At 48.7% G+C, this 24123-nt stretch carries 26 protein-coding genes; 12 read left to right on the plus strand and 14 right to left on the minus strand.

Going from position 1 to position 24123, the window contains the following annotated elements:
* The first annotated feature begins 16 nt into the window (after positions 1–16).
* Positions 17–478: an NUDIX hydrolase gene (locus tag C7R91_RS04900; RefSeq protein ID WP_047071727.1), complete on the plus strand. Its 462-nt coding sequence runs from the start codon at positions 17–19 to the stop codon at positions 476–478.
* 383 nt (positions 479–861) lie between these two features.
* Here the strand turns inward: C7R91_RS04900 and C7R91_RS04910 are convergent, their stop codons facing one another.
* The 3 genes from C7R91_RS04910 to C7R91_RS04920 form a co-directional block, all read right to left on the minus strand.
* Positions 862–1446, minus strand: a complete 585-nt coding sequence (locus C7R91_RS04910) for a DedA family protein (protein WP_047071723.1) — start codon at positions 1444–1446, stop codon at positions 862–864.
* Between the two features lie 185 nt (positions 1447–1631).
* The gene (locus C7R91_RS04915; protein WP_015892550.1) at positions 1632–1838 is read right to left on the minus strand and encodes a YqgQ family protein; all 207 of its coding nucleotides are present in this window, start codon (positions 1836–1838) and stop codon (positions 1632–1634) included.
* On the minus strand, positions 1835–2233 hold the full coding sequence (locus C7R91_RS04920) for a hypothetical protein (protein WP_016743052.1): 399 nt from the start codon (positions 2231–2233) through the stop codon (positions 1835–1837). Before C7R91_RS04920 ends, C7R91_RS04915 begins: the two co-directional genes overlap by 4 nt.
* 186 nt (positions 2234–2419) lie before the next feature.
* Between C7R91_RS04920 and C7R91_RS04925 the strand changes: the two genes are divergently transcribed.
* A complete protein-coding gene (locus C7R91_RS04925) occupies positions 2420–3595 on the plus strand; it encodes an MFS transporter (RefSeq protein WP_047071720.1) in 1176 nt (391 codons plus the stop codon).
* Positions 3596–3659: 64 nt separating this feature from the next.
* On the opposite strand, the gene abc-f is transcribed toward C7R91_RS04925, so the two are convergent.
* The 4 genes from abc-f to C7R91_RS04945 all read right to left on the minus strand — a co-directional run bounded on the left by abc-f (position 3660) and on the right by C7R91_RS04945 (position 8287).
* The gene (gene abc-f / locus C7R91_RS04930) at positions 3660–5585 is read right to left on the minus strand and encodes a ribosomal protection-like ABC-F family protein (protein ID WP_047071718.1); all 1926 of its coding nucleotides are present in this window, start codon (positions 5583–5585) and stop codon (positions 3660–3662) included.
* A 454-nt stretch (positions 5586–6039) separates the two neighbouring features.
* The gene (locus C7R91_RS04935; protein ID WP_047071716.1) at positions 6040–6834 is read right to left on the minus strand and encodes a stalk domain-containing protein; all 795 of its coding nucleotides are present in this window, start codon (positions 6832–6834) and stop codon (positions 6040–6042) included.
* Positions 6835–6933: 99 nt separating this feature from the next.
* Positions 6934–7872: an AEC family transporter gene (locus C7R91_RS04940; protein WP_047071715.1), complete on the minus strand. Its 939-nt coding sequence runs from the start codon at positions 7870–7872 to the stop codon at positions 6934–6936.
* 13 nt (positions 7873–7885) lie between these two features.
* Positions 7886–8287: a hypothetical protein gene (locus C7R91_RS04945; protein ID WP_047071713.1), complete on the minus strand. Its 402-nt coding sequence runs from the start codon at positions 8285–8287 to the stop codon at positions 7886–7888.
* A gap of 698 nt (positions 8288–8985) precedes the next feature.
* Between C7R91_RS04945 and C7R91_RS04955 the strand changes: the two genes are divergently transcribed.
* The 5 genes from C7R91_RS04955 (at position 8986) to C7R91_RS04975 (ending at position 13087) form a co-directional block, all read left to right on the plus strand.
* The gene (locus tag C7R91_RS04955) at positions 8986–9813 is read left to right on the plus strand and encodes an amino acid ABC transporter substrate-binding protein (protein WP_047071710.1); all 828 of its coding nucleotides are present in this window, start codon (positions 8986–8988) and stop codon (positions 9811–9813) included.
* Positions 9814–9922: 109 nt separating this feature from the next.
* Positions 9923–10756 (plus strand): amino acid ABC transporter substrate-binding protein, encoded by an 834-nt coding sequence (locus tag C7R91_RS04960; protein ID WP_047071708.1) that lies wholly within the window; start codon positions 9923–9925, stop codon positions 10754–10756.
* Positions 10743–11438 (plus strand): amino acid ABC transporter permease, encoded by a 696-nt coding sequence (locus tag C7R91_RS04965; protein ID WP_047072038.1) that lies wholly within the window; start codon positions 10743–10745, stop codon positions 11436–11438. The genes C7R91_RS04960 and C7R91_RS04965 overlap by 14 nt, the downstream gene beginning before the upstream one ends.
* Positions 11439–11455: 17 nt before the next feature.
* Positions 11456–12190, plus strand: coding sequence for an amino acid ABC transporter ATP-binding protein (locus tag C7R91_RS04970; RefSeq protein WP_047071707.1), 735 nt, complete (start codon positions 11456–11458; stop codon positions 12188–12190).
* A gap of 522 nt (positions 12191–12712) precedes the next feature.
* Positions 12713–13087 (plus strand): YybH family protein, encoded by a 375-nt coding sequence (locus C7R91_RS04975; protein WP_047071705.1) that lies wholly within the window; start codon positions 12713–12715, stop codon positions 13085–13087.
* 90 nt (positions 13088–13177) lie between these two features.
* Here the strand turns inward: C7R91_RS04975 and C7R91_RS04980 are convergent, their stop codons facing one another.
* Together C7R91_RS04980 and C7R91_RS04985 are read right to left on the minus strand one after the other, a co-directional pair.
* Positions 13178–13948: an ANT(4')-I family aminoglycoside nucleotidyltransferase gene (locus C7R91_RS04980; protein WP_047071704.1), complete on the minus strand. Its 771-nt coding sequence runs from the start codon at positions 13946–13948 to the stop codon at positions 13178–13180.
* Positions 13949–14113: 165 nt separating this feature from the next.
* Entirely contained in the window at positions 14114–15037 is a 924-nt protein-coding gene (locus C7R91_RS04985; RefSeq protein ID WP_047071703.1) for a LysR family transcriptional regulator, read from the minus strand.
* 144 nt (positions 15038–15181) lie between these two features.
* Between C7R91_RS04985 and C7R91_RS04990 the strand changes: the two genes are divergently transcribed.
* A complete protein-coding gene (locus tag C7R91_RS04990) occupies positions 15182–15664 on the plus strand; it encodes a DinB family protein (RefSeq protein WP_047071701.1) in 483 nt (160 codons plus the stop codon).
* A gap of 43 nt (positions 15665–15707) precedes the next feature.
* On the opposite strand, the gene C7R91_RS04995 is transcribed toward C7R91_RS04990, so the two are convergent.
* Complete coding sequence (locus C7R91_RS04995) at positions 15708–16259, minus strand: nitroreductase family protein (protein WP_174769363.1); 552 nt, start codon at positions 16257–16259, stop codon at positions 15708–15710.
* Between the two features lie 157 nt (positions 16260–16416).
* Between C7R91_RS04995 and C7R91_RS05000 the strand changes: the two genes are divergently transcribed.
* The gene (locus C7R91_RS05000) at positions 16417–17133 is read left to right on the plus strand and encodes a GDSL-type esterase/lipase family protein (protein WP_047071697.1); all 717 of its coding nucleotides are present in this window, start codon (positions 16417–16419) and stop codon (positions 17131–17133) included.
* A 45-nt stretch (positions 17134–17178) separates the two neighbouring features.
* Here C7R91_RS05000 and C7R91_RS05005 read toward each other — a convergent pair whose 3' ends face one another.
* On the minus strand, positions 17179–17961 hold the full coding sequence (locus C7R91_RS05005; RefSeq protein ID WP_047071695.1) for a SagB/ThcOx family dehydrogenase: 783 nt from the start codon (positions 17959–17961) through the stop codon (positions 17179–17181).
* A gap of 124 nt (positions 17962–18085) precedes the next feature.
* Between C7R91_RS05005 and C7R91_RS05010 the strand changes: the two genes are divergently transcribed.
* Complete coding sequence (locus C7R91_RS05010) at positions 18086–18967, plus strand: LysR family transcriptional regulator (RefSeq protein ID WP_047071693.1); 882 nt, start codon at positions 18086–18088, stop codon at positions 18965–18967.
* A gap of 21 nt (positions 18968–18988) precedes the next feature.
* Here the strand turns inward: C7R91_RS05010 and C7R91_RS05015 are convergent, their stop codons facing one another.
* Both C7R91_RS05015 and C7R91_RS05020 read right to left on the minus strand, forming a co-directional pair.
* Positions 18989–19768, minus strand: a complete 780-nt coding sequence (locus tag C7R91_RS05015; RefSeq protein ID WP_047071690.1) for a GNAT family N-acetyltransferase — start codon at positions 19766–19768, stop codon at positions 18989–18991.
* Positions 19769–19797: 29 nt separating this feature from the next.
* Positions 19798–21225 carry an aminotransferase-like domain-containing protein gene (locus C7R91_RS05020; RefSeq protein WP_047071688.1) on the minus strand — a complete coding sequence of 476 codons (1428 nt, stop codon included), beginning with the start codon at positions 21223–21225 and terminating at the stop codon, positions 19798–19800.
* Between the two features lie 164 nt (positions 21226–21389).
* Here C7R91_RS05020 and C7R91_RS05025 point away from each other — a divergent pair, with 164 nt between their 5' ends.
* Positions 21390–22292 carry a DMT family transporter gene (locus C7R91_RS05025; protein ID WP_047071687.1) on the plus strand — a complete coding sequence of 301 codons (903 nt, stop codon included), beginning with the start codon at positions 21390–21392 and terminating at the stop codon, positions 22290–22292.
* On the opposite strand, the gene C7R91_RS05030 is transcribed toward C7R91_RS05025, so the two are convergent.
* Positions 22257–23120, minus strand: a complete 864-nt coding sequence (locus C7R91_RS05030) for an alpha/beta fold hydrolase (RefSeq protein ID WP_052773421.1) — start codon at positions 23118–23120, stop codon at positions 22257–22259. The genes C7R91_RS05025 and C7R91_RS05030 overlap by 36 nt on opposite strands.
* 45 nt (positions 23121–23165) lie before the next feature.
* Between C7R91_RS05030 and C7R91_RS05035 the strand changes: the two genes are divergently transcribed.
* The gene (locus C7R91_RS05035; protein ID WP_047071685.1) at positions 23166–24092 is read left to right on the plus strand and encodes a helix-turn-helix transcriptional regulator; all 927 of its coding nucleotides are present in this window, start codon (positions 23166–23168) and stop codon (positions 24090–24092) included.
* The last annotated feature ends 31 nt before the right edge of the window (positions 24093–24123 follow it).

Here is a 24123-nt window from a genome sequence, read left to right on the forward strand (position 1 = left end):
ATAGAGGAGAATTCGCATGCAGAAAGAGCGCTTCGCAATGCAGGTAGCCGTTCACCTTTTTCTGGTAAAGGGTGAGCAAGTCTTGTTATTACGCCGCTACAATACCGGATACGAAGACGGCAATTACAGTGTTCCCGCTGGACATCTGGATGGGAATGAAGAAGTAAAGACAGCTGCGATCCGCGAGGCCAAAGAAGAATGCGGAATTGACATCGATCCAGCGAGCTTGGAGATGGTAGGCGTCATGCATCGTCGCTCCAATGATGAGCGCATCGATTTTTTTGTCGCTGCTACAAAATGGCGCGGAGAAATTATCAATGCCGAGCCGAATAAATGCGATGAGCTCGTATGGGTGGACATGGATAAATTACCCCCGAACGTCATTCCTTATGTGAGACAAGCTCTCTCGAACTTTAGACGAAAGCAATGGTTTGACAGCTTTGGCTGGGAGCCTGCATTCGAGTGGAAGAAATCATAAAAGCAACCAATCCGCCAAACGCCTTGTGCTCGCTTTGGCAGTTGGTTGCTTTTTTACATTCCCCTTCGCTTAGCTGTAACAAAAAGGTGAACTGCCTTGTTCCAACGAGCACGCAGTCTTTTCCTCACCGCTTCATCAAGTGTCGGTTCAAAGCGACGCCCTACCTTCGTTCGTGCTTCCAAGTCTTTCGCCGACCACCAGCCGCACTCTTCCCCAAACAGAAATGCAATGCCCATCGCTGCATTTGGTGATTTACCCCATCATTACCATATGTAAACTTCTCCTTTGCAAACTTTTAAAAATATCCAAACATAACAAAAAGGGCCTCTGCCATCCGAAAAGCTCGCGGATAGTAGACGCCGAAGTCCAGGCATTCATATCGATTACGAAACAGGTGGTTGCTTATTCGTTCGAGGTTCTTTCATTCCACCAAAACGCTGCAACTGGCGAATCAAGAGGAACGAACACACTGCGAAACAAACAATCATCAACGTAATTTTGCTATATTGATAAACGCCCGCAACCAATATTTCCAGTTGATCAGAGAACCAATAGCCTGCCACAAAGTAGTGCAAGGTCCAAACAATACTGCTCGGTAAAAAGTATAGAAGGAACTGCCGAAACGGCATTCGGCTCGCACCAGCGAGGATTGGCACGATATGACGAATAATCGGAAGAAAGATACCAAAAGCAAGCAGCCAGCCCATTGGCCCGCGCAATGCCGACAGCAAGTCACCCAAGCCCGACTTCCGGGTCATCGAGCCAAATGCCTTCGCGCCCAGCAAGTACCCCGCGCAAGAAACGGTAAAAAAAACGGGGTATATGACAGTAAATGCTGTAAAAAAATCCGCTCCTGTATTGGCAATCTGCGCCCCCATGGTCATGACTGTAATCTCATCTGGAATGAATTTTCCCAGCATGCCTGTAACCATCTCCCAGAATAGCTCGTAATACCCTGTAAACTCCACCTGTGCCGCCTCCTTTCTCTCTGTACTCTATCCTAACGGGTAAACCTTTCAAAAGAAGACAGAAATCCTTAAGAAAAGGATAAGTATTTCTGAAGAATTTCTTACAAAATAGAATTCGAGATTCCAAAACAAAAAAACGTGCTCACCAACAACCGCATACACACGGCTTGGCAAACACGTTCTCTCTATTCTCTTCCCTCAGCCTTACGCTTGCTGCGCAGCGCTGACATGGCTTCAATGAACTCTTCCTTGTCAATGACATTCAGCTCATATAGCTCCCGAATTTCATCTTCTATCAACAGCAAATCCCCTTCAGGATCACCTGTATAAATAACCAATCCGAAACGGTGCAGAAACGCCTTCAAATCGAATTCATTCGGGTTTATTTTCAATGAGCTCCCTCCAGATCGATTTCCATCCTTGCGAGGACGGCATCGTAATCAAACTCGACAGCAAAGCCGGTAATGACGATGATCTTCGCGTGTGGATACGCTTCTTGCCACGCCTCCTCCTCTTCCGGTTTCAATCCGACGATATACAAAGGGTCCGCGGACAGCTGCGGATGTTCTTGACACAGGCGTAAAAACTCCTTGCATCTCTCTTGTTCGACAGCCGCGTTCAGAACGAGGACAGCTCGCTCAACTTCTCCGGACTCTCTTTGTTTAGCCAGTAGCTCAAACGTTTTGACTGAAGGCACAATAGCATTAATCTCAGGAAAACGATCGAGCACTTCATCCAGCCAATCATCTTCATGCCAGGCCAGGTAGTAAAGCATCGCAGTAGACATGTAACAAACACCTCATGGATATATACTTGACAATATAAGTAGCCATTCTTATTTCTTTTCTATTATAGCACGTCTCGCTATAACTGCCCACGTTGCTGGCTTGACTTCGCCTTTTCCTTCACGTAAGGTGGAAAAAGCAAACAATTCGCTTGAACAGATTTTTGTGCGAAAAGAGGTAGACTTGTAGTGAATAAGAAGCACCTTGCCCTCTTGTTCTTTATTGCTTTTTTCATCATGCTCGGTTTTGGCATCATCATCCCCATTCTTCCCTTTTTCGCGGAGAAATTGGGTGCGACTTCGTTTCAAATCGGCATGCTTTTTGCCAGCTACAATATTATGCAGCTGGTGTTTGCACCGATTTGGGGAACACTTTCAGACAGAATCGGGCGAAAGCCACTCATCTCATTCGGGCTGTTCGGCTTTTCCATCACCTTTATCCTGTTTGGACTCGCCGAAAGTTATACAGAAATGCTCCTGTATCGCATTTTGGGTGGAATCGTCTCGGCTGCCGCATTGCCAACTGTAACGGCTATGGTAGCGGATCTCTTCCCTTCAGAAGAACGGGCAAAAGGGATGGGGGTCATTGGCGCCGGGATTGGACTTAGCTTTGTCTTCGGTCCGGTAATTGGTGGACTGCTCAGTGAATTCGGCTTTGCCGTTCCCTTCTACGCTTCGGGTATCGTGGCGTTGCTTACGTTTTTCCTGATCCTGTTTGCCTTGCCAGAGAGCTTGCCGAAAGAAAAACGGGCGAATCTGCAAAAAGAAAAGCGACAAAATCCGCTTGTCTCTTTGTTCGGTTCCATGTCCTTGCTGTACGGTATTTTGTTCACCGTCTCCTTTGCTTTTTCCGGACTGGAAACGACCTTTGCCCTGTACATAAGTGATTTGTACGGTTTTACCTCCAAAGACCTCGGCTATATGTTTCTCGTCATGGGCTTGATCGCTGCCGCTGTACAAGGCGGGCTGATCGGAAGAATGGTCAAGCAGCTAGGGGAAGCAAGTGTCCTCGTTATTGGGATGATTCTTTACGGCATTGGATTTTTCGCCATTCCGCTGTCGGGTAGCTTTTGGGTGCTGGCGCTGATCCTTTCATTATTCGGAGCAGGACAAGGAATGATCAGAGCGACAGCCACAGCAATGATCACTCAACGGACAACACAAGGCCAAGGCGTGACGAGTGGAGCAATCAGCTCGATGGACAGCCTTGGACGCATCTTGGGTCCATTAGCTGGTGGAGCGGTTTACCAAGTCTCCCACAGCGGTCCGTTCTTCCTTGGAGGAGTCTTGATGGTATTGCTCCTCCTCTGGTTCGTCAGCAGCTATCGCCGTCTGCCAGAACCAAGCACACAAGCGCAATCGTAAGCCATATAAAAAGGAAGCACCGCCAGCATCAACACTTTGCTGACGGTGCTCTTTTTATGGCAACCTACTGTTCCTGTAGCTCCATCCAAGCCGAAAAGGTTACCTCTATCTCCTGCTGCACCTGATCGATCGCTTGTTGCCAAGCTACTAACTGCTCGTAATCGGACCCTTCACTTTGGAGCAAGGCCGTCAGTTCACCTTTTTTCCCTTCCAATGATGCTATTTTTTGTTCAAGCTCTGCCAGCTTGTAAGGGTTCGGACGTTTGGCTGTCGCATTTGTCGCGGCCGTCTCTTGTACTTGCTTGACTGTTGGCTGCTTTTGCTTTATTTCCTCCGGCTTACTGGCACGAGCAGCGATCCGCTGTTTTTGCTTTTCCCTTGCTTCCTCATAGGAACCTACATCGTGAACCAGCCGCTTATTTTCTACCCAAAATACACCATCCACCATCTTTTGCAGGAAATAGCGATCATGCGAGATGATGAACAACGACCCGTAAAAATCTGCCAATGCTTCCTCCAATGTTTCTCGCGCTTCAATATCCAGATGGTTGGTCGGTTCGTCCAGAATGAGCAGGTTGATTTCCTGATGCATCATTTGGGCCAAACGCAGTCGCATCCGCTCTCCGCCGCTCAACTGCCCGATGCGCTTGAAAACTTGTTCGCCGTAAAACATAAACCGAGCCAGCAAATGCCGTGCTTCCGGCTCCGTCACTCTGGCTACTTCACGAAAAACGTCAATCAGCCGCTGGTTTTGGTCCCCTTCCAAAGCTTGCTGAGACAAGTAGCCTACCTTTACGCTGCTGCCAATTTTGAGAGTACCTGCATCTGGTTCAACCTCTCCCAGCAGCATGCGAATTAGCGTAGATTTACCGCAGCCATTTGGTCCAAGCAGCGCTTTTCGCTCCCCGTAGCGCAATAAAAAGCTGGCGTCCGCAAACAACTGTTTTCCGCCAAATGTTTTCTGTACCCCCGTCGCTTTCAGCACATCTTGCCCGCTTCGGTCGGTTTTCATAAACTGCAAGCCCATGCGATCCGCTTCCATTTTCGGTCGCTCGATACGCTCAATCCGCGCCAGCGCTTTTTCCATGCTTTTTGCCCTTCGGTGAAAAGCCTCGTTCGGCGGATTGGAGCGATTGCCCCACTCCTTGAGCCGTTTGATCGTCTCTTTCATTTTCTTGATTTGCTTCTGCTGTTCCTGATAAGCGGCAAACTGGCGCAGCAAACGCTCTTCACGCTCCGTAGCGAACGCACTGTAATTGCCAATATAAAATTCGGCTTCTCCTCCGTCCACATGATAGACAGACGTGACGACCGCATCCAAAAAATAACGGTCATGGGAGATGATCAGAATCGTGCCCTGATAATTTTTCAAAAACTCCTCTAGCCACTCCATCGACTCCACATCCAAATGATTGGTCGGCTCATCCAGAAGCAGAACATCGCTTTGTTGGCAGAGTAGCTTTGCAAGTCCAGCCTTCGTCTTTTCCCCACCACTGAGCTGGGCAAAAGGTGTTGCTAACAGCTCTGAACTAACTCCCAAGCCCTGTGTCACCTGAGTCATTTTCGTCTCCCACTGATAGCCATCCAGTTGTTCAAATTCATCCTGCAGCTTTTGATAGCGCAGCATGAGACGGTTTAACTCTTGTTCATTTTCGTAAAGCAATCCCATCTGCTGCTCGAGCTCGCGCATCTGCTCCTGCATCTTGATAACGTCTGCAAAAGCACTGGCTACAACATCCGCCCCCGTCCACTCAGCCGGATACTGCGGCGTTTGCGGCAGGTACGCCCATATCGTTCCTTTTGCCCGAAAAAGCTCTCCAGAATCGGGGCTTTCGATACCTGCCAGCAGCTTGAACAACGTGGTTTTGCCTGCTCCATTCGGTCCGACAATCCCGACACGTTCTCCTGCCTTGATTTCCAATGTGATATCTTGTAATACCGGATCTGCTCCGTACGATTTCTGCAATTGCTGTGTCGAGACAATAATCATGATTGTTTCCTCCTTGAAATGTTGGTAACGGTTCAAAATAATGGATTTCCTGGTGGCCCCGGCACAATTTTGAGACCACACCGCACGTGCGAGTGGACGCAAAAAAGCCGCAGGCCATTACCTGCGGCATCGTGAAAGGGACCGACCTTACGTCAGTTACCCATTATAGACAAGAACAAACCGCCCCTGATCGATGCATGGTACGCCTATGGAAACTCCGTTCAGTTGTATGCGCAAAAAAGGACAGACTGGTCCCGTTGAATGCAAAACCATGCGTCATACTGGAAGTTTCTACCACAAACCATGCTTGCAGAGTTCCGAACACGTACACACACCTCCATTTCTCAAGGGATAGGAAATCACAACCATATCTTACATCAGGAATCACACAAAAACAAGAGGACCTGCTACATGCTCCCACTAGCAGGCCCTCTACGTCGTTTACCCGATTTTCTTATCGACTTCCGTTGCCCTCTGTTTCAAACAGCGGCTTCTTCGTCTCTGCATCCAGAAAGGAAATCGTCGTGTAAGGTGGCAGCTTTACTTTTGCCGCCAAATACGGATAGGAAATCACTTGCGGGTACATTTTACCTGGATCAGGCAGTGTTTGTTTGACATATACAAAAAGTTGCTCCAAGCTCTGCTCGACTTTGGTTACTTGCAGTCCGTAGCCAGGATTCGGTGAGGGCCCACGTGCGATGACGTAAAGATCCCCCTGCTTGTGAATGCCTTGCTGCTCTTTTACCGAGTCAATAAACGCACGTTCCTGTTCTGTCAGCTTATCGGCATCGACTAGCGTAAAAGCACTCTCTTCCCCAGCCATCACAATTTCCACCGCCTTTTTCTCGGCATTCCACGTGATTTGATGTCCGGCCTGCTCCGCCATCCATCTCAACGGCACATACACTTGCTTGTCACGCACGATTGCGCCCTGCCCATCTTGCAGCCACTTGCCATTCAACGCTACTTTTCCTGTAGCGAGTTCAAACTTCAGCGTCCCTTTTGCCAGCTTCATTTCTCCATTCGTTGCATCTTGTTTCCAAGTGCCTTCTAAAATCCGGCTCGCATCCTCGGCAGATACATAAGTGCGCTGTTGGACGAGAAGTGGTGCTTTTGCCAAGGAAGATTGTTCTCCGTTTACCAGTATCGCAGTTGTCGCTGTTTGTGCTGTGCTAGCCCCTGCCTGCACTGGGTAAGCCGCCACCATTTGGAGTGTCAGTGCAACAGCCAGAATCGATTTGCCTTTCATTGTTGTTCCTCCATCCCTGATCATCATTTTCGTCATTCATTACTTGTTAGACATAGGTTTCCTCTGATTCGTTTCACTATGACTGAGATTGGCGAGAGATTAGTGCAAAAGCCAATTTCCCATGACCAGAACAACCGGGATGGACAAGAGCGCCAGCAAGGTGGAACAAACCGTCGTCATGGCACCCATCTCCTCATCCGCCGCATAGCGCCCGAACAGGATCGAGGCTAATGTCAGGGTGGGCATTGCTACTTGCACAAGGGAAACGCTGACGATATCGCTGTCGATTGAAAAAACGGACAAAAGAAACGCCGTCATCAGCGGAAAAACAACTAATTTAAACGCGAGTGGCATACTCAAAAGCTTCAAGGATACTTGCGGTTTGTTGCGCAAAAACATAGGCAAGAGCATACCAATGTACATCATGGCTAATGGAGAGGCGAGCTTGGACAGCGTTCCAAACAGCTGCTTCACAGGCTCAGGCGGCACAAACCCGATGATAGCAGAACCGAGTCCAAATACGATCGCAATCATCGGAATGTTGATGAGTGTTTTGAGTCCTTTCAAGGAGAAGCTTCCTTTTTCCTGGAGCATCATCACGCCCACTGTCCATAGCACAACATCCACACCTGCGTCGAAAATAGCCGCCAAGAGCGCCCCTTTTGGCCCAAACAATGCCGCACAAAGCGGCAAACCGATGAAGCCTGTATTCCCCAAGCCAGACAGGAGTGCAATTTCCCGACGTTTTTTCACAGGAAGCGGTAGTGCGCGCGCACCTAACCAGCCGATGAAAATGCCCAGGCAGTTTAGGATGATCGAAATGAAGAATATTGCAAAAATTTGGTATAAAATTTGTTGATCAATGGTTGTCTGAAAGATCCCGTCTAAAATAATGCACGGCATGGCAACGTTTACAATAATCGTGATGACGAGTTGGCGAGAGTCCGCAGTCAAGGGTTGCCGGTAGCCGATTAAGCTACCGATCCCAATGATGACGGCCATGATGAGGATGGACTGCTGCAACGTTTGTAGTTCCATGCTGCCCTCCTGCCTACATTTCTACCGGAAGCCATTCGAGTTCGCTCGGCTCCCCTTTTTCACATGTTCGTAGCAAATCTCCGCACAAAGGAACAACCTGCTCAAGGGGAACACACCAGGAAAGGGGAAAGGCAACCTCACTACCCTCGATGACGAGCGTGGACATCACCGCCGATTGCTTGTCTGCCGCAAGTACAAAGTGCTGCTCCGCCGGCTCGTGTTCTTTCCATTGCACCAATACTTTGCCGTTGTTCCCGCCTGCTACGACCAAATCGACATGGTCTCCATACGCTGCGTGAACCAACGTCCGCGTTACCCCATCCAATTGAGCGATTTCCTTCAGCACTTCATGCCAAGCTACATGCTTTTGTTCCATGCCACTTCCATCTGTATACATACGCCAGTCGTTTAACATGTTGATTGACTCCTTTTGTCGGTGCGCTCTCCTATGAAGAACAAGCACGTCATTGCTTGTAGGCCTTTCAATTCGTACTAATTGTACGCTTCTTGACGAGGAACCTCAACCACTACTTATGCGCCAAGTTTTCGTCTCATGCACATAGCTACCGGATGAATAGAGAATCCTTAAAAGAGATAACAAGTGTAAACGTTACTGTAGTGGTGGGGAGGAAACAGGAGAAAACGCTCAGCTTCTTGTCCCACCCGGTGTGGGACCCTCTGCCCGCCTCCATGCAAAAAGCGAAACCGCGTCCAAAGTGGTCCTATCAGGATGTGTTTCAGAGGTGGACGCTTAAAGGCGTGTTTCGCTTTTTGCATTCCGGCTCGGTCGGTGTACCAAAGATCTTCGCTGTTTTCTCCTGTTTCCTCTACGAGCTTTCCGTGTTAACCGGTTCTTAAATGCCTTAAAAGATTTAAAGAACCTGATCAGTTACGCCAGAGAAGAATATTTCCAGNNCTTCGGAGCGGACAGTCTCACCCCTCAGCAGGACGGAGCCTGGAGCCTAGACTGGAAATATTCTTCTCTTCCCCGCAGCTGCACAGACCTCAATTCAAAGTAATCAAATAGGATTTAACAATTTAAACATTGACAAAGCCATGAACGACCACTACTATGAATCCATGAAATCCGATTAACATAAAGGGGATTACAACATGAAAAAAGTCATTCTGTCTACCTTACTATCTTGTCTGCTACTGGGAATGGTTGGCTGCAGCACTTCCGGTTCTCCTTCTCAGCCAAATAATACGACTCCGCCTGCTGATCAAGCAGCTTCGCAAAATTTGCTGGAAAAAGTAAAAGCCGAGAAGAAACTCGTCGTTGGTACGGAAGGTACATACTCTCCGTTTACGTACCATGATCAGTCGGGCAAATTGACCGGCTATGATGTGGAGGTTGTCACGGAAGTTGCCAAGCGACTCGGTGTAGAGCCTGTGTTCCAAGAAACCCAGTGGGATGCCATGTTTGCGGGACTCGACTCCAAGCGCTTTGACGTCATTGCCAATCAGGTAGGAATCCGTCCTGATCGTCAGGAAAAGTACGATTTCTCCAAGCCATATACGATTTCTCGCGCGGTTTTGGTCACGCACAAGGACAACGAAACTGTCAAAGATTTCAAGGATATTAAAGGCTTGAAAGCCGGACAATCCATGACCAGCAACTACGCTGATCTCGCACGCTCCCATGAAGCAGAAATTGTCGGTGTAGACAACTTCAATCAAGCGATTGACCTGATCGCGCAAAAACGCGTGGACGTCGTGATTAATGATAATTTGTCGGTGCTTGATTTCCTGAAGCAAAAGCCGGATACGCCAATCAAAGTCGTGGCTAAAAATACTGAGGGTCAACCAACCGCTTTCATGTTCCGTAAAGGAAGCACAGAATTGACTGACGCGATTAACAAGGTGCTCGATGAGATGCAGCAGGACGGCACCCTTTCCAAAATTTCCGTCAAATGGTTCGGCGAGGATATCACGAAGTAATACTTACTCATGAAGAAAACCTTTATCGAGGAAAACTCGTTGACAAAATTGTCTGTCCCTTTTAGTATGTTCCTATTCAAATTCACATCGGTTTAGTGGGGGTTAATTTATGAAAAAACTATTATTTTCCCTTCTCGCTTCCACTCTGTTAGTCGCATTGGCAGGTTGCGGGTCGTCTTCAACGGGACAGCCGCCGCAAAATAATGCCGCTCCTGCCCCAACAGAAGAGAAAACAGAACAAAACTTGTTGGAAAAAGTAAAAGCTGACGGTAAAATTCTGATCGGAACCGAGGGCACATACGCGCCGTTTACGTTCCATGATCAGTCTGGCAAGCTGACGGGCTATGATGTGGAGGTCGTGACAGAGGTAGCGAAGCGCATCGGTGTAGAGCCTGTGTTTCAAGAAACACAATGGGATGCGATGTTCGCTGGACTTGACTCCAAGCGCTTTGATGTCGTAGCGAATCAGGTCGGCATTCGCCCTGATCGTCAGGAAAAATACGATTTCTCCAATCCATATACTGTATCCACAGCGGTCCTTGTCACCCATAAAGACAACACGACCGTAAAAGGCTTCGAGGATATTAAAGGACTGAAAGCAGCGCAAACATTGACGAGTAACCTCACCGATATCGCGAAGAAAAACGGAGCGGAAATCGTCGGTGTGGAAGGCTTTAACCAAGCGATTGACCTGCTTGTTTCCAAGCGTGTAGACATAACGATCAACGATGGGATTTCCCTGTTGGACTTCATGAAGCAAAAGCCTGATGTTCCTATCAAAATCATCGCAAAAGATCCGAACGTAGCGAAAAACGGCTTCCTCTTCCGCAAGGGCAGCACAGAGCTGGTTGATGCATTCAACAAAGCACTGGATGACATGGCGAAAGATGGCACCCTCGCAAAAATATCAGAGAAATGGTTTGGTGCAGATGTCTCTAAATAGCTTCTTTGAAAACCCAGAACGCCTGAACCGATGGATCGATATCGCGCAAAGCTCCTTTCTTCCTCTGTTGAAAGGAGCCTTGCTCTATTCTTTAACAATCGCCATCGCTGCCTTTTTCATTGGTCTGATCATTTCGGTTCTCACTGCGCTGGCACGTCTATCCGGCATAAAGCCGCTGATTGCCATCGCCCGCTTTTATGTATCGATCATTCGCGGTACTCCGTTATTGGTCCAATTGTTCATCATTTTTTATGGCTTGCCGAGCATCGGCTTGATGATCGATCCGATACCGTCAGCAATCATCGGCTTTTCTCTCAGCGTCGGTGCCTACTCCTCCGAGGTCGTACGTGCCGCAATCTTGTCCATTCACAAAGGGCAATGGGAAGCAGCCTACTCTCTGGGGATGACCTATTGGCAAGCACTGCGCAGAGTCGTGCTCCCTCAGGCAGCTCGCGTCTCCATTCCTCCTTTGTCCAACTCGTTTATTAGTTTGGTCAAGGATACTTCGCTGGCTTCGGTCGTCCTGGTACCGGAAATGTTTCGCAAAGCCCAAGAAGTCGTCGCTGCGACATATGAGCCGCTGCTCGTTTACGTGGAAGCAGCCCTTATTTACTGGGTGATTTGCTTCGTACTCTCCATTATCCAGGATCGCATCGAAAACAAGCTGGACCGTTATGTCTAAAAAGCAGGTGAAAACGTATGATTACGATCACGGATGTGCATAAACAATTTAACTCCTTACATGTGCTCAAAGGCATTTCCCTCTCGGTGGAAAAAGGAAAGGTAGTCGTTATCATCGGTCCTTCTGGCTCCGGGAAAACAACCTTGCTTCGCTGCCTGAATGCACTTGAGGTTCCGACCAGCGGCAGCGTCCAGATCGGTGACGTCAAGCTGGATTTTTCCAAAAAGGTAGAGAGAACGAGTATTCCGAAGCTGCGAAAGCAAACCGGGATGGTGTTCCAAAACTACAATCTGTTCCCGCACATGACAGCCGTTGAAAATGTGATGGAGGGGCCTGTCACTGTCAAAAAAGAAGACAAAGAAAAAGCACGTGCGAAAGCCGCTGCTCTCCTGACAAAAGTAGGGCTCGGTGACAAGCTGGACCATTACCCTGCACAGTTGTCTGGCGGACAGCAGCAGCGTGTAGGGATTGCTCGGGCACTGGCGATGGACCCGCAAGTCATGCTATTTGACGAGCCTACCTCCGCTCTCGACCCGGAGCTCGTTGGCGAAGTGTTGAAGGTGATGAAGGAGCTTGCGCAGGAAGGAATGACGATGATCGTGGTCACGCACGAGATGGGGTTCGCCCGTGAAGTTGCCGACGAGGTTATTTTCATGGACCAAGGCGTCATCGTGGAACGAGATACACCTTCCCATTTATTCGCAAAGCCGCGCGAGGAACGCACACGTCAGTTTTTGCAGCATTTGAAGTAGTGACCAGAAAAAAGACTCTGTCTCTTGTATAAGAGCACAGAGTCTTTTCTCTACTATGAAGCCTTAATCATCAAGGAAGGCAATTACGAGAAAAATAATGATGAGAATCCAAAGGAAACCGCCCCCAAAAAAGCCACCGCGATTGCAACCCATAATCTTCCTCTCCTCTCATTGGGATCAGATGGAAGCACCGATCTGCTGGCAAGGATCGGTACTCCATTCAGCTTATGACAGCCGCATCTCTCCTGTATGGATGCCTGTCTATCCCAACGTTTAAAAAGAAAAAAACGGGTGCTTGCCCTCCGCCTCTATACAAAACCTAAAATTAACAAATGTTTCATGTTCTCTCTACTCTTCCTTAACATCAGACAACTATCATGAATGTGTCAGACCCTACGATGGACATTACGTCCTCCATTTCCGCCCGAATAGCCCCCTTCTACATCGGGCGGGCTTTTTTTCTTTGCCGCAAACCTATAAAATATGGATAAATAGACCATTTTAGTGGAGAGAGGGATATTCGTGGAAGGGTATAAACAGGCGTTAGCGCAATATATTGACGCTACCAATACACATGACTTTGCCAATGTTGAAAAAGTGCTTCATCAGAATGCCATTTACTGGTTTTCCGACAAGACTTGTACATCCATGAGTGAGATCCGCGCCTACTTTGAAAATGCATGGCATCTGATCAAGGATGAAGTCTACGCGGCTACGAATGTCCAGTGGATTGCTGTCGATCAAAATTCTGCTAGCTGTGTATATACGTATCAATATCAAGGCTATTACAACGGGGAATTCGTCACGGGAAGTGGCAGAGCCACGAATATTTTTACGAAAACAGAGACAAATGAATGGAAGCTCATTCATGAGCATTTGAGCGGCAAAGTTGAGTAAGCCCAAAAATGAAAGCCTCGCTAGGAAGCAAGGCTTTCTTGGTAACTTGAGACCCCTACGTGCAAGGGGTCTCATTTGTTTTTTTATCCACTAAAAAGGGATTCGCTCTGAATGAATCACATACTGATGCTGTGCAGCCCACTCCTGGAGACCATCCCAGAATGCTTCGCAAGCGGTAACGATTTTTGCCGGATCAGTCAAATCCCCGGCCATTACCAATCTGGCTACCTGATCGAATCCTGCCGGACGATGCGGCAATTCCAGCGCTTCTGGCAAAACCTTGGCCCCTGTCGAGTAAAGCTTTCGGTTATGCAGCCCGATCAACATTGCACCGTATTGGGCAAACTGCATGGCCAAGTAGGGCAGATAGGTATGTGGGCCGTTTAGATTTACGTTTCGCAATTTGCCAATAAACTCGTACATTTCCCCTACGAGAATACCGTTGATACCCTCTGTGAAATCTTCCTGCGATGGTGATTCGGCTGCTTTTTTGAGCCTTTCAAAAAAGCCCTTCGGATCATATAGACTCAGCGGAGAAAAGAATGGGCCATGTGTCAGTGGCCAATCATCCTCGACAGTAGCGGCGGTGTTCAGTAAAACATCTGCACTGCACACATTCACTTCAGCCTTCCAAGGTCCAGCCGACCATTCGTAGCTAAATTCTATTTCTTCCCCTGATTCTTCCAGTACACAAAACATCTCAATATCCGAATATGGGCCGTCTGTCCCGCGAGAAATGGAACCATACACCCCAATGGCGAGAACCTTTTCTTTGTACACTTCGTGCAATCTCGCAGCAATTTCTTGGCAGGTTTGAAATCGTTCACTTCGAGAAATTTTTACAGGTCCATTCATGTTCATTTACGTACATCTCCCTTGAAATATTGTGAGGTGAGCTGACACAAATACATGAATGGAGGACCTCGGGATTAACGGGGGACTTTTTTTGGATGCATGTGAACTTCCTCCCATCGGCCAGATCATAAAGTTCGTCATGATATGCATTTTACCAGAGAAAGGAAAATCCTACGAGCGATTTTGGTTCGTAGCGAAGGCTTGGGCGTTGTCGATGGCCGATTGAATATACGCTTGTAGCGTATCGATGAAGGTACGAGCGGCGAACCCCATATATTTGTCTCTGCGATAAACCAGACAGATATCTTGGCTTGGTGTCGGATGCAAGAGGGTGATGATCGCAATCTCGTCGTCGTTTACGTTTTGCAGCAACAAGCTAGGCAGGATACACCCCCCGATCCCCTTTTTTACAAGAGTCAAGAGAGACTGGAGTGTCGTCGTTTCGATATGAGGCTGCAAACGAAAGCCTTCCTGTATGCAATAGCGATTGATGAGCTGTCTCGCTTGATGATCCGGTGGAAACATCACCATTTTTACATCTTGAAGCTGCCCAAACTTGATTGCCTTTTCCTTGGCAAGTGGATGTGCGCTATGAACCGCAAGCGCGAACTCTTCGTGAAAAAGCGGGATGACAGTGATTCTCTCATCCGGTTCAGGTAACACAGTCACGCCCAAATCAATCTCGCCGGATGTGATTTGCTCCACGATTCTTGTAGACTCAATGACGGATAAGGATGTTTTCGGATACAAGCGATGGAATTCTACAAGAAGAGCATTAAACAACAAATCGGCATCGCCGGGCAGGACACCGATTGTGAGCGTGCCTCCTTCGTTGTTTTTCATGGCTGCAATCGCTTCTCGTGCGTAGTCGATATGGGAAAAAACATGCCGACTCTGTTCCAGCAATACCTTTCCTGCTTCTGTCAGCGTGATTCTCTTGCCCAAGCGATCAAACAGCGGGACACCCAGCTCACTCTCTAAAAACTTGATTTGCTGGCTGAGATTGGACTGCGAGGTACACAGCTTTTCTGAGGCCCGGGAAAAATGCATTTCTTCACATATTGCCATAAAATACTCCAATTGCCTGAGCTCCATTGCTTCACCCCATACACCCATTATCATTTTTACTAATCATTCTAATCGGAAAAGCATGATTGTTGCGTTTTCCCCTACGACGTACACTTTAGTTGACGGTAAGAGCGCTGTCAATCATAGGAAAATGATAGGGAGGTTTGTCTCATGTCTCAAAGCATGATCACTACTGCCACATCCGTTCGTCAAATTGGCCTGCAGCAGATTCCATTGATTCCTGAGGAGCTATTGGATGTTCAATCCCCCGCTTTTTCAAATACACTTCGCTGGAATATCGGGCATATCGTCTTTTGTTTTCAGCATTTCCTGTCCATCGGCTTGCCTTTCCAATCTGACCTGCCCGCTTCTTACGCTACGCTTTTTCAGACGGGAACGAAGCCTTCTGACTGGACGACCGCACCTCCCTCGAAAGATGAGCTGATTCACTATTTGTCTGTACAGCTAGAACTGTTGTCCTCCGTCACCCCTGACGAGTTAGAGGCAGCTTTGCCTGCCCCCATTACAATGGGTCCCTTCCAGTTTACGACGGTTGGAGAAGTCTTTAACTTTGCCGTCATGCACGAGTCCATCCATCTGGGGATCATTTCGAGCATGGTAAAAGTCGTAGTCCAGGAAGCAGCCGCAAAGTAATTGCAAAAAAAACGAGACCTTCGAATGGTCTCGTTTTTTTCGTTTATTCGAACCGAGTGAACTTTTCTTCGGCAGGTGTGCGTGTGCGTGCTGCTGGGACATTTTCCTGATCGAAAAAACCGAGGTGCAGGAAACCGACGATTTTCTCTCCTGGCGCAACACCCAGGATGGCGTGTGCCTTCGGGTCCCAGTTGTGCGCGTTTGTTTTCCAGACGACGCCTAGACCACGCTCCCATGCGAGCAGCTGGAAGTTTTGAATGAGAGCAGCCGTCGCACTGAAATCTTCTTCCCATTGTTTTTGGCGCGGATCTTCCTTCATGATGACGACCAAATAGGCTGCTGGCTGGTTGTACATGTCTCTGCGCGCCTGATGGGCTTCAGGAGGATAGCAGGTGATCAGCTTCTCTACAAACGCTTCTTTTTTCTCTGAAGGTACAAACATAAATCTCCATGGCTCACGAATCCCATGGTTCGGCGCGTACACTGCGTCATTCAACAGCTCCAGAACAAGTTCTTCGGACACAGCATCTGGTTTATAGTCTTTTTTAATAGAGCGGCGCTCTCGAATAATTTTGGCAATGGACACAACGGTCACCCTCTTCTCTTAGACTTCCACACCTTGATAATGGTTATCAGTCTTATTCAGAACATATGTTATCGTGTACACTCGGCAAAATCAAGTAAGAAGTAAACGAAACTGCACACCACACTTACAGGGATATGGTAAACTTTTGGACGAGGAGGAATGTAGCTTGGACGGACAGCGCCCGGCTCTCATAAAGCCTGGATTTTTCAGTATCGATGCGCCAGCAGACAGGCGACGCAACGAGTTTGACTTTCATAATGAAGCGCTGCTTTTCCACCAGCAGCCAGTCGATTTTGTTTTTTTCGGCGATTCCATCACGCATTGGTGGGATCTCGCTACCTTTTTTGGCCGGTCGGGTCAGACGATCGTGAATCGTGGAATCGGCGGTGACACAACCGAGCAGGCCCGCAGACGTTTTGCCGCGGATGTCCTTCAATTGAAGCCACGTTACGTAGTAATGATGATCGGGATTAACAATACATGGGCGTTGGATACATTCTTGCCTTCCGACCGACTGACACCCCAAGAGATATGCCAGCAGGTGACCAGCGATGTAGAAGTAATGGTGCAAGCAGCTCTCGAGCAAGGCATTCAGCCCATTCTTTGTTCCCTCTTGCCTACATGTATGGACCGATACGCACGCAACTGTGAGCGAAACGAGCTCGTCATTATTATCAATAAACGTTTTCAAGCTATTGCTGAACAAACAAACTGTCTCTATGTCGATTATCACTCCCGCATGACGGACGCAGATGGCATCACACTGCGCAAGGAATTGGCTGACGACGGACTTCATCCGCATGTCCTCGGCTACCAACTCATGGCAACCGTTCTGCGCGATACACTTTCTGCACATGACATCTCACTTGGCACATCATCATAAATGAAAAAAAGGATGCGGCTACTTATGCCCATCCTTTTTACGTGCTTATTCAGGTCGACGGTCCGTCAGCCAATGTCCGCCTGCGATTTTGCCCACTGATGCCATCAAGACAGACAAATGGGACGTGCCATCGATGCCTAAATATTCGTTCATGTCATGATCCATCCAGTGACCAATCGTCGTTACCCCAAGCCCGAGTCCGTTTGCTACCAAGTGCAGGTTCTGCGCCACGTGCCCGGAATCCCACCATATATAGCGGTACGCACGTTCTTTGTATTTGTCTTTCGTGCGATCCACCATCGCTGTCCAAACGAAATTGACAGCAGCCCGTCTCGTCACCTCTTGTTCTTCTGTGAGCATATAGGCGATCTCAGACGTGTCTTCTCTTTTCAATCCCTCCAAGCACCAATTCTGTACATCCAGGTGATACAGGCCCTTCTCGAGTCCCTCCACGTTGTTGATCATCAGGTACGTCTCAATCGGATACAGGGCTCCGGCAGACGGCGTCGTGCGTAACTGATAGTCTCCCATATCATCTGTGATACCCTGTGTACCCCACAGCAAGAGATTCAATTCGTTAAGCGTCATGGGCTGCTTCAAGAAATTACGCTTGGATCTTCGATTGGCGAGGACCTCCCACAAATCGACGGACGCTGGAAACTGCGGCTTGCCCAATTCAATGCGGGCAAACACCTCTTCATACTGTAAATACGTCGCCGGTCTTTTGGAAAAATCGTAGCGAGAGGCCCAGCCTTTTTCCAGCTCGCCCACCCGGTAAGAGGTCGCCTCGATAAATTCATTTGCAATTCGCTGCCATTCGGGATGCATCTATGTTCCTCCTCGTATGTGCTTAGTGGTGATGTCTTTTACTATACGAAGCTCTTTTCCATTAGTAAAACAATGATTTATAATATTTTTCATTAGATAAAGCTAATGAAAGGAACGAGGAGACATGACGCTTACCCAACTGCAAGTGTTTGTCGCCGCAGCAAAAGCTGGAAGCTTCACCCGGGCAGCAGAAGAAATCGGCTTTACGCAATCCGCCGTCTCGCAGATGATTCAGTCCCTGGAAAAAGAGCTAGGCGTCAGCCTTTTTCAGCGAAGTCGGAGCGGGATCACTCCGACGAGCATCGGAGAACGAATGCTTGCGCACGCTCGCGACATATTGAACATCACATCCTGCATGACGGAGGAAGCAAACGTGGCCCGCGGGATTACGTCCGGCACCCTGCGTATTGCCTCGATTCCCAGCGTTGCTTCACGCTTCTTGCCTGGACTTTTGGGCAGCTTTCGCAAGCGGTTTCCGGCCGTGGACATCCTGCTTTTGGAAGGCGATAGTGATGAGATTAGCAACTGGCTGCACAGCTCGGTTGTCGACATTGCTTTTACCGTTATGCCTGATAAGGAAATGCAAACGTTGCCGCTCTTGCAAGACGAAATGATGGTCATTTTGCCAGATACCCATCCGTTGAAGGACAGTCAGACCCTTCGTTTTTCCGAAATCGCAGAGCGCTGTTTTATCATGCCAAAGGATGGCTGCATCCGAAAAATGCTGCAAGAGAATCACATCAACCCAACGGTTACGTTTGAAGTGCGTGAGGTGTATACGATTTTGACCATGGTGCAGGAGTATATCGGCGTCACCATCATGCCTGAGCTGTACATGCCACCTGTCATCCCCAAAGTCGTAGCGATCCCTCTGTCTCCCCCGATTACAAGGGAAGTGGTGCTCGCAGTGCGCAACTGGCAGTCGATCTCCCCACTCACGGCAGAGTTCGCCGTTCACAGCCAGCAATATGTAAAAGGCATAGATTTCACGCCCACGAGCAAGTAGCCATATAAACAAAGCCCTCGCCTATTGGGATTGGCGGGGCTTTTGGCGTGCGAGCAGCTCTGTTAGCCATTTTTCAAATTTGTTGGCGCTCATGATTTCATGGGTAATAAATTCACCATGATAAAACAAGCCAAAGGTCGTCCATATGACAGGCGCGTTCTGTGCCTCTTCCCTCGTTGTCAGCCTGTACGCATGAAAGGGGACACCTTTCGCTTCCGCTACTTTTCTCAACTCTTCCAAAATACCAACAGCAAATGGACACTGCGCGGTGTAATAAATGGTGACGCCCTTCTCCTTTGAAGAAGTCGTTTCTGTTTTCTTAAAGGACGGCGTAGCAGCTTGTTCATTCCATTTCCATGCCACTAATTGAAAATACGGTTCTGCTTGGTCTGCCAACTCAAATCCCATATGTTCAAAAAAGCGTCTCTCACTCAAATATGGGTACTTGTTCTTCCCTACGATATGAACGATTCCGTCCATGCCACGTTTGACGGCATCTTCCTTGCAATAATGCAACAATTGTTTCGCATGCCCGTTCTCTTTATATCTACCAGACACCCACAAGCAGTTGATATACATATAATTGGGTGCTTCAATAGGCACCCATGCCATTTCCGCAGGCAAGTATTCAATAAACACTTTTGCCCGCTCATTTAAGCGATAAAAAACCAATCCTTCATCCATGCGCTCTGTCAGCCACTTCTTCTTCTCGGCTACTGCATTCTCGTATTGTATTGCACCTAATGCACAGCATATGTGCTCCGTTTCTATATTCTTTTTCGTGATTTCTATATACCCCATTTTGTACCGCCTCCACCTTTCCTCTGCTTTTATCTCAAATCGCGGACGATTTGACCCAGTCTTTCGATGCCGGATTCCAAATCGGCGATCGACGAGTACCCATACGACAGCCGCACATACCCTTCTTGCGTCTCCCCGTAAATATTGCCCGGATTCAGCAGAATGCCCTGGCGTTTGGCTGCTGTAAAGAGCTCCATCATCGAGAGCTTTCCGTTCATTTTCAGCCAGATGAAAAATCCTCCGGCAGGCACTTCCCACGTCGCGAGCTCACTCATGTGCTTCGTCAGTGCCCGGATGGCAGACGCTCGTCTCGTTACTAGCTGCTCTCTGACCTTGTGCATATGCTCCTCATACAAGCCACTCGCCAGCCACTCCTCCGCCACACGTTGCGATAGAGAGCTGACACCGTAGTCCGTCTGCATCTTGATATCGGCCAGGCGTTCGATAACTGGCTCAGGCCCCACTACCCATCCAATCCGCAAGCCGGGGGTCAGTGTCTTGGACAGGCTCCCGATGTACAGGACATGTCCGTGTTTATCTCTTGCTTTGAGCGGCAGCGGCGGAGGCTCTTTCGTCCACAGCTCACGGTAAATGTCATCCTCGATAATCGGCAGACGCTCTTCTTCACATACCCGCAGCAGCTCCAGCCGGCGTTTTTCTGTCATCAGGATGCCTGTTGGATTATGGAAGCAAGGATTGGTGTATAGAATCGCACCATGCTCCTGTTTTCGCCTCGCATAGATCGCCTGTGCAATCATCCCCTGACGATCCATCGGCAATCCCGCAAGCTCCATCCCCGCCGACTGGAACACATGCAAGGAATTGAGATACGAAGGCTGTTCCAAAAACACAGTTGAACCTCGATGCAATAACCCGACCGAAATGAGCTGGAGCGCCTGCAAGGCACCAGACACGATTAAGACAGAAGACGGCGAAGCTGTAATTCCTTGTCGTCCGACATAATCACTGACCGCTTGGCGCAGGGGAAGGTACCCTCTCGGCTCTTCATATCCAAATCCGCTAAGGTTCCTCGTTACCTGCTCCATGACTTGCTTCATCGCATCGACTGGAAACATGTCTGGGGAGAGCTCTCCTTTGCTCAGCTGAATCAGGTCTGCCTGGAATTCACGCTTATTGATTTCTTGAACCGCCGTCATGCTTGGCTTGTGCAATCCAGATCGGACATACTCACTCCAATCCGGAGGTGGTGTCGTAGCCAACAGCGTCCAGGTGTTATTGACGACGACAGTGCCCATCCCCAGCTTTCCCTCGATCAACCCGTCTGCGGTCAACTCCTCCAATGCCGCAATGACCGTGCTCCGATTGACTTCGAACGATTGTGCCAAGTCGCGTTGGCTGGGGATTTTGCTGCCAATCGGCCATTCTCCTGTCGAAATTTTTCCTTTGATAAAATCAATAATTTTCCGATATTTCGGCAACCGCTTCTCTCTGTGCAACCTGATCGATCCCCTTCGTCTTCCTCATCTTTATAGGTAAAAGTGGTTGGTTTTTTTGATAGCCAAGTGGTTGCAGATATTTTACCACTTCTTGATTACCATGAAAAAGAAAGAAGAAGCAGTGAATAGCTGGTTGGTTTTTCATACAAAGGAGGGAAGTTATCTTGTTTCATCATGTCAGAAGTCGTATTTTCGCTGCACATGCCATCAGCATCTTGTTATGGGCCTCGGCCTTTGCCGGTATTCGCGTTGGGCTGCAAGCCTACTCGCCGGAGCATCTCTCGCTGCTTCGCTTTCTTATCGGCTCTCTTTTTCTTGGGATACTCGCACTCTTTTTCCGTATCCGTCTGCCGGAGTTAAAGGATGTCCCAGCTATCCTTATGCTTGGGGGCTTGGGTTTCGCCGTTTACCATACAGCGCTCAACTACGGGGAGATGACTGTAAGTGCAGGTGTAGCCAGCCTTTTGGTCACGACGACGCCGATCTTTTCGGCTCTCCTCGCTCTCCTATTTTTCCGGGAGCATTTCGGAGTGAGAGGCTGGGTAGGTGCACTGATCAGTTTTCTCGGAGTCGCCATCTGCTCGATTGGCACAGGGGAGACTCTTCTATTAACAGACGGAATATTCTTGATTTTATTGGCAGCCATTAGCGAAAGCATTTACTTTGCGTTTCAGAAGCCATTCGTAGAAAAATACGGCGTTTTCGCGTTTACCGCCTACACCTTATGGGCAGGTACCTTATGTATGCTCTTCTTTCTGCCCGGGCTTGGCACAGCGATAGCCCAAGCTCCTTGGGATGTGACACTCAGTATTGTGTATTTGGGCATTTTCCCTAGTGTTGTTGCTTATTTGTCCCTCGCCTATGTGACTTCTGTCGTTGGTACATCGGAGGCTACTACCTCCCTTTACATGACGCCAGTGCTCGCTTTTCTGATTGCTTGGGTGTGGCTGGGTGAAGGTCCTACGCTTGTGACGATGGCTGGTGGCGTTGTGACGCTTATCGGTGTCCTGCTCTCCACGATGAAGCCTCGGTTATCCAGAAGGACTGTCAAGCACCAAGCCTTTTAGAAACGCCAATATTTCCATGCTTGTCGCTAGCGGCGTATCGATTGGCATCAAGTGCTTGGAATTTGGAATAACTACCGTTTTGCTTTGCGGATGCCTCGTAACCTTTTGGATGAGAGAGAGCTTCACATCGAGCTTTGGCTCTGTCTCCGCCGGGAGAAACAGAACCGGGCATCTCATTTGTGCGTAGGCATCTTCATAGTGCAAATCACAGACTGTTTCCATGATTTGAAGGTTAATCGCAGTGGGTATCTGATACGTGATCAGCCCATCAGACAGAGGGTAGATCGTCACATGATGAAACCATTTTTCGTAATACGGGTCCCACGGATACCAATGCTGCCTCGCGTACGGAGCAAACTCCTCTCGATGCTGGAACGCAGGCACTGGACGCTTGCGATACTGCTCCAAAATATCAGCTTTTGATCCTTCACGCTCGCCATTTGGGCCCACAAAATCAATCATGCCTGAATCCAGATTGATCAGTGATCGCACGCGGTCAGGGTACGTCGCTGCAAAAAAGGTGGCGAAATCTCCACCGAGAGAATTGCCAATCAGATGCGCTCTTTCTACTCCTGTAAGATCGAGAACTGCCCGTATATCCTCACATTGCGTACCGATATCGTAGCCAGTAGCCGCATGCTCAGATTGGCCATGCCCACGCAGATCCATACAAATGATGTGGAAATCCTCTGAAAAATAAGGTAACATGTCGTTCCAGATGGACGAGGTCCCACCTTGGGGGTGCAAGAACAAAATCGTTTCACCATTTCGCGCACCTTCCAACACATGCAACCTTGTCCCCTGCTGATAAACTGTCAGTGACTTCACTTTGACTCATCCTTTCATTCGTTTTAGCTAAAGCGAGGAATACGTATGAACCGAACAGGTCGTTTACTTGAACTGCTTGCGCTTTTCCACACAGGAAAAACCTTTACCGTGGGTGACTTGGCCGATACGTTGTCCGTGTCCAAACGAACCATGCTGCGTGACTTGCACTTGCTCAGCGAGGCAGGTGCGCCCTTGCAAGCTTCCCCCGGTCCTGGCGGTGGATACAGACTGATTCGATCTCATCAACTGGCGCCCCTTGCCCTCACGACAGAGGAAGCCGTTGCTCTGATTTTGTCGTATGAAGCTCTTCTCTCCTACACGGACAAGCCATTTGCAAAAGAAACCCTGTCTGTGATCGCCAAGCTGCTTGCGAGTCTTCCAACAGACGCTTTGACTAGAGTAGAGCAGCTTCGCAAAAAACTGCGGGTGACGAACCCGAGCAGAAGTGTGGAAGCTCCCTTTTTGCGACCGCTCTTGGATGCTGCTTTGTCACAACAAGCTGTGGAAATTGCGTACGACTCTCTCAACCGACAAAGCACCAGAATCATTCAGCCCGATTATTTGTATGCCTTCGATGGCTACTGGTACTGCAAATGCTTCTGCTTTCTCAGGCGATGCACAGTCAAGCTGCGTGTTGACCGCATCCAAGCCATGATGATTGTCGATGCCCCTTCTGTCGTCCCTAATCCGCATGTCTCGCAGTATGAAGAACCAGAGCAGCTTCCCCTGCGAATTCGTTTGACGAGAAAAGGCTGCAAACTAGCCGAAAGCCACCATCAATTCGGCAATCAGATTACGCTTCTGGCAGATGGCTCCGGTTTCATTACCGACACCGTCGCTCTCTCCGAAATAAACTGGGTAGCCCGGTTTGTACTTGGTCTGGGAAGAGAAGCGACAGTAGAGGAGCCTGCTGAACTAATCGACTGGCTGCGTAAAGAGCTTCATGCTCTGTGTCATTTTTATCCCGGTTGAACGCCACTCTGTTCGGTCCTGAGATGAGCAT

This window comes from Brevibacillus formosus (assembly GCF_003013405.1).
Lineage (GTDB): Bacteria > Bacillota > Bacilli > Brevibacillales > Brevibacillaceae > Brevibacillus > Brevibacillus formosus.

Coding starts and splice junctions, on each gene's coding strand:
- C7R91_RS04960 (WP_047071708.1), top strand. CDS start 9,923: ATGAAAAAACTATTATTTTCCCTTCTCGCTTCCACTCTGTTAGTCGCA.
- C7R91_RS04940 (WP_047071715.1), bottom strand. CDS start 7,872: ATGGAACTACAAACGTTGCAGCAGTCCATCCTCATCATGGCCGTCATC.
- C7R91_RS04955 (WP_047071710.1), top strand. CDS start 8,986: ATGAAAAAAGTCATTCTGTCTACCTTACTATCTTGTCTGCTACTGGGA.
- C7R91_RS04920 (WP_016743052.1), bottom strand. CDS start 2,233: ATGTCTACTGCGATGCTTTACTACCTGGCCTGGCATGAAGATGATTGG.
- C7R91_RS04935 (WP_047071716.1), bottom strand. CDS start 6,834: ATGAAAGGCAAATCGATTCTGGCTGTTGCACTGACACTCCAAATGGTG.
- C7R91_RS04985 (WP_047071703.1), bottom strand. CDS start 15,037: ATGGAGCTCAGGCAATTGGAGTATTTTATGGCAATATGTGAAGAAATG.
- C7R91_RS05015 (WP_047071690.1), bottom strand. CDS start 19,768: ATGGGGTATATAGAAATCACGAAAAAGAATATAGAAACGGAGCACATA.
- C7R91_RS04900 (WP_047071727.1), top strand. CDS start 17: ATGCAGAAAGAGCGCTTCGCAATGCAGGTAGCCGTTCACCTTTTTCTG.
- abc-f (WP_047071718.1), bottom strand. CDS start 5,585: ATGATTATTGTCTCGACACAGCAATTGCAGAAATCGTACGGAGCAGAT.
- C7R91_RS05010 (WP_047071693.1), top strand. CDS start 18,086: ATGACGCTTACCCAACTGCAAGTGTTTGTCGCCGCAGCAAAAGCTGGA.
- C7R91_RS04980 (WP_047071704.1), bottom strand. CDS start 13,948: ATGAACATGAATGGACCTGTAAAAATTTCTCGAAGTGAACGATTTCAA.
- C7R91_RS04990 (WP_047071701.1), top strand. CDS start 15,182: ATGTCTCAAAGCATGATCACTACTGCCACATCCGTTCGTCAAATTGGC.
- C7R91_RS04965 (WP_047072038.1), top strand. CDS start 10,743: ATGTCTCTAAATAGCTTCTTTGAAAACCCAGAACGCCTGAACCGATGG.
- C7R91_RS04945 (WP_047071713.1), bottom strand. CDS start 8,287: ATGTTAAACGACTGGCGTATGTATACAGATGGAAGTGGCATGGAACAA.
- C7R91_RS04970 (WP_047071707.1), top strand. CDS start 11,456: ATGATTACGATCACGGATGTGCATAAACAATTTAACTCCTTACATGTG.
- C7R91_RS05035 (WP_047071685.1), top strand. CDS start 23,166: ATGAACCGAACAGGTCGTTTACTTGAACTGCTTGCGCTTTTCCACACA.
- C7R91_RS05005 (WP_047071695.1), bottom strand. CDS start 17,961: ATGCATCCCGAATGGCAGCGAATTGCAAATGAATTTATCGAGGCGACC.